This is a genomic window from Microcystis aeruginosa LEGE 91341, from assembly GCF_015206885.1.
GTDB classification, from domain to species: domain Bacteria; phylum Cyanobacteriota; class Cyanobacteriia; order Cyanobacteriales; family Microcystaceae; genus Microcystis; species Microcystis aeruginosa_H.
This window is the reverse complement of sequence record NZ_JADEXY010000224.1, coordinates 1-3,518: the sequence shown is the minus strand read 5'-3', so window position 1 is coordinate 3,518 and position 3,518 is coordinate 1. Positions and strand designations below refer to the sequence as shown.

3 protein-coding genes are annotated in these 3,518 nt (G+C 41.8%); 1 reads left to right on the top strand and 2 read right to left on the bottom strand.

All coding sequences use genetic code 11. The features are described from left to right. Positions 1-277: 277 nt before the first annotated feature. A complete protein-coding gene (locus IQ234_RS20245; RefSeq protein ID WP_193958392.1) occupies positions 278-1,318 on the bottom strand; it encodes a fatty acid desaturase in 1,041 nt (346 codons plus the stop codon). 291 nt (positions 1,319-1,609) lie between these two features. Beyond that, positions 1,610-2,524, bottom strand: a complete 915-nt coding sequence (locus IQ234_RS20240; protein ID WP_193958391.1) for a Sll0314/Alr1548 family TPR repeat-containing protein — start codon at positions 2,522-2,524, stop codon at positions 1,610-1,612. Positions 2,525-2,609: 85 nt separating this feature from the next. Between IQ234_RS20240 and IQ234_RS20235 the strand changes: the two genes are divergently transcribed. Continuing rightward, entirely contained in the window at positions 2,610-3,260 is a 651-nt protein-coding gene (locus IQ234_RS20235; protein WP_193958390.1) for an ABC transporter ATP-binding protein, read from the top strand. The last annotated feature ends 258 nt before the right edge of the window (positions 3,261-3,518 follow it).

Here is a 3,518-nt window from a genome sequence, read left to right as displayed (position 1 = left end):
TATGAATTATGAATTATGAATTATGAATTATGAATTATGAATTATGAATTATGAATTATGAATTATGAATTATGAATTATGAATTATGAATTATGAATTATGAATTATGAATTATGAATTATGAATTGGGGAGCAGTGAGCTTTTTTCAGTGAGCAGTAAACAATAATCAGTAATCAGTGAAAAGACATTAGGAAACTTCGATTTAATACTGTCACTTAAAACTCAAATCTGATCACTGATCACTGATAACTTACCCACTGATAACTGATAACTGATTTAACCGCGACTTTCCTTAAAGGTTTTGTAGGCGGTTTCGGAGTCGAAAATATGGCAATAATCAACGATTCGCTTCATTAATGCCCAAGAAAACTCGGTTTCTTTTAGGTGACTACCCCAATTTTCTTTGAGACTAGCGTGAACTTTGCGGAGGTTATAGGAAGGAATCGCCGTCGAGATATGATGGGGGATATGGACATTAATATCGTGACAGAGAATCTCTACCCAACGGGGATAGCTACAGTGAACTGTTCCTTCTAGTTGCGCTAAAGCTTGATTCCAGTCTTCAGGATAGGAAAATTGAATATCGGGGTCTGTGTGATGGACAAGGGTAAAGGTACTCATCCAAAAATGATAGACAAACCAAGGCACCACCCAAAATTTAACCAATCCCCAGACACCAGTGTAGAAAATTAGGGTTGGGAAAAAAATAGCGGCAAAAACTAGGACGACAATCATCGAAAAGCGGGCTTTTTCCCGTTCGTTCTCCTTGAATTGTTCGATATTGAAGTGTAGAATAGCCCAGTGAGCGATCGAACCGAGCCACCAGAAACGTCCGCGAATGCCACGATAAAAGAGACGCACTAAGGGATTGGCCGAGTTAAAAGCTTCTAATTCCCACGGATCCCAAGCATTATCTATCGTTACCATGTTAGTTTTAGCATGATGGCGATCATGGAGGAAACGCCAACAGTGGAAGGGATAGATAAGCGGTAAGAGGAAAATATGACCGACAAGATCATTAACCCAGGGTCGATTAGAAAAAGACCGATGACCGCAATCATGGGCGATCACAAAGAATCCCGTTAAAGCTGTACCAGTGAAAATCCAAGCTAAAGGCAGTAAATACCAGGGAGAATAAACTAGCATTGCATAACCCGCAATGACCGCCAAAATATTCGTAATCACACCAAACCAAGCTTTAACTGGGTCTTTCTGGAAATATTCTTTGGGAATGCTTTTAATAATATCTTTCAGTTTAAAGTCTGGCTCGATCGAGGTGATCAACTCCCCATGCAATTTATCCGTCGTTGCCGTCATGAAATCTCCAATTACACTTAGGTGAACCCTTGACAATAAATCAGCTAGGAGGTTTGGCTAAATTATGCCCATTACCACAAGCCATCTTTTTTGTCAATATATTTTTAACTTTAATTAATAAACTTCCAGTGAAGCTTAATAATCCTTTACTTTATATACCATAAGACGAGATTTTCTGTTTTGGCAAAATTTGTCTCCCGCCTCTTGCCTCTTGCCTTTTGCCTCTTGCCTCTTGCCTTCAAAAACTGATAACTGATAAAAAAACAAATATTGACTATTTTTAGGCATTTTTTAACGATTAGCGGTGCTTTCTAGGGATTTAATCTCCTCCTGTACCTTACGGTGTTCGCGATTTAACTGTTTTTTGACCGATTCGGGGAGTTGTTCCTGTTTTTTCAGGGCATTATTAAAGTAATCTAATGCCAGTTTCAAAGAGCCAGTATTTTTATCCGTATTGCCTTGAATTCTCAGGATTTGACCCTTCAGATACATTAATTCTGGATTATCGGGGGTCGCTTTCAGAGCGTTATCTATAAATTGCAAAGCCTGATCATACTGCTTTAAATCCCGGTAAGCTAGAGCGATACCTCGATCGACCAAGTAATCAGGACTCCCATAGGTTTCTAGCCGTTGAATTGCCTCTTGAGGACTAGAAAAGGGCAGATTAACCGCTAAAATCAAATCCATATAACCCTTTAATAGGTTCAATTCCGGATCCGTAGGATTAACCTTTTCTGCGGTTTCCAAATACTGAAACACCTGTTGTAATCTGGGGATGGCCGATACTGCTCCTTCGGTTTGAAAAACGTAGGTTCCCTCCAAAAAACTACCCACCGCGAGATACAAATTTCCCCTTAAAGGGTCGCTGTCCTGTATTTGTTTGGCCGCTGCCTTAGTTTTCTCGGAGTAGGTTTTTAGGGTGTTCCAATCCTGGTCGGTAAAAGCAAGAGAGGCACGCATAGCATGGGACAAAGGTTCTTGGGGTTCCTTTTCTGTGGCCTCAACAATTAATTTTTTTGCCTCTAGATAGTTACCTTGTTTAAAAATAGCGTTAAAAGCGGCCTCGGTCTTATCACCAATCGGTCGGGGATTGGTTTTGCGGAAAGGATCTCCGGCCAACCCGGGACTAATCCAGTTAACCACTACCATAACAGCCAGCGAAGCACCGATCGCCATTTTTTTCGTTAAACCTAACCTCAGCACCATGGTGAAAAGTCTCCTTGAGCGAATGAAAAAATCTGTCACAATAGAAACGGGTTTCTAGACTTAATTTCCAGTTATTTTCCTGTCAATGCTTTATCTCAAAGATGTGGTTTATCATCCTCCCGCTGCCCTCAATCCCATTTTACAGGGGATTAATCTCGAATTAGCACCCCAAGAATTAGGTCTGATTGTTGGCCCCAGTGGTTCCGGAAAAACGACTCTTTTGGAAATTCTAGCAGGCTTTGCCGATAAAACAGGAGGGACGATTCACTGGCGCGACCAAGAATTAACGGTGCTGCACCTGCAACAATTAGGAGGAATCGTTTTTCAGTTTCCCGAACGTCATTTTTGCGGTAAAACCATCCTTGAGGAGTTGCGTCTCGGTCATCCAGAAATTAAAAGCGATCGCCTAACAGCGGCCTTAAAGGAGGTAGGATTAGAAAACATTCCCATGGATACTTCTCCCCACAATCTTAGTGGGGGTCAACAGCGTCGTTTATCCCTCGCTGTCCAGTTAATCCGGCAGCCTAATCTGTTACTTCTCGATGAACCTACGGCCGGTTTAGATTGGTCGATGCGTCGTCAATTGGCTAAACTTCTCGCTAGTCTCAAACAACACTGGACTTTATTAGTAGTTAGTCACGATGCTGGGGAATTATTGCCTATTGCTGACCGTCACTGGAAAATTGAACAAGGACATTTGAGGGAAGTAAGTAGTCGTGCAAAATTAATTTCCTAGTCGAGACTCCGAGACAGGAGTCAGGAGACAGGAGACAGGAGACAGGAGACAGCTATTAGGGATCGGATTTGAGTTTTCAGTTCTCTGTTTGCTCACATCAGCAGAAGTCTGACGGAGTAGTGGCTTAGATGTGTAATTAATTGTGCTTAGATACTTAAAAAGTGAAAAAACAGATAGTTGAGGTTTTAGGGTGTTGGGGTTTTAGGGTGTTGGGGTGGTCACTGCGTCCGCGTTGCGGGGGGTGTTGGGGTTTTAGGG

Coding starts and splice junctions, on each gene's coding strand:
- IQ234_RS20245 (WP_193958392.1), bottom strand. CDS start 1,318: ATGACGGCAACGACGGATAAATTGCATGGGGAGTTGATCACCTCGATC.
- IQ234_RS20240 (WP_193958391.1), bottom strand. CDS start 2,524: ATGGTGCTGAGGTTAGGTTTAACGAAAAAAATGGCGATCGGTGCTTCG.
- IQ234_RS20235 (WP_193958390.1), top strand. CDS start 2,610: ATGCTTTATCTCAAAGATGTGGTTTATCATCCTCCCGCTGCCCTCAAT.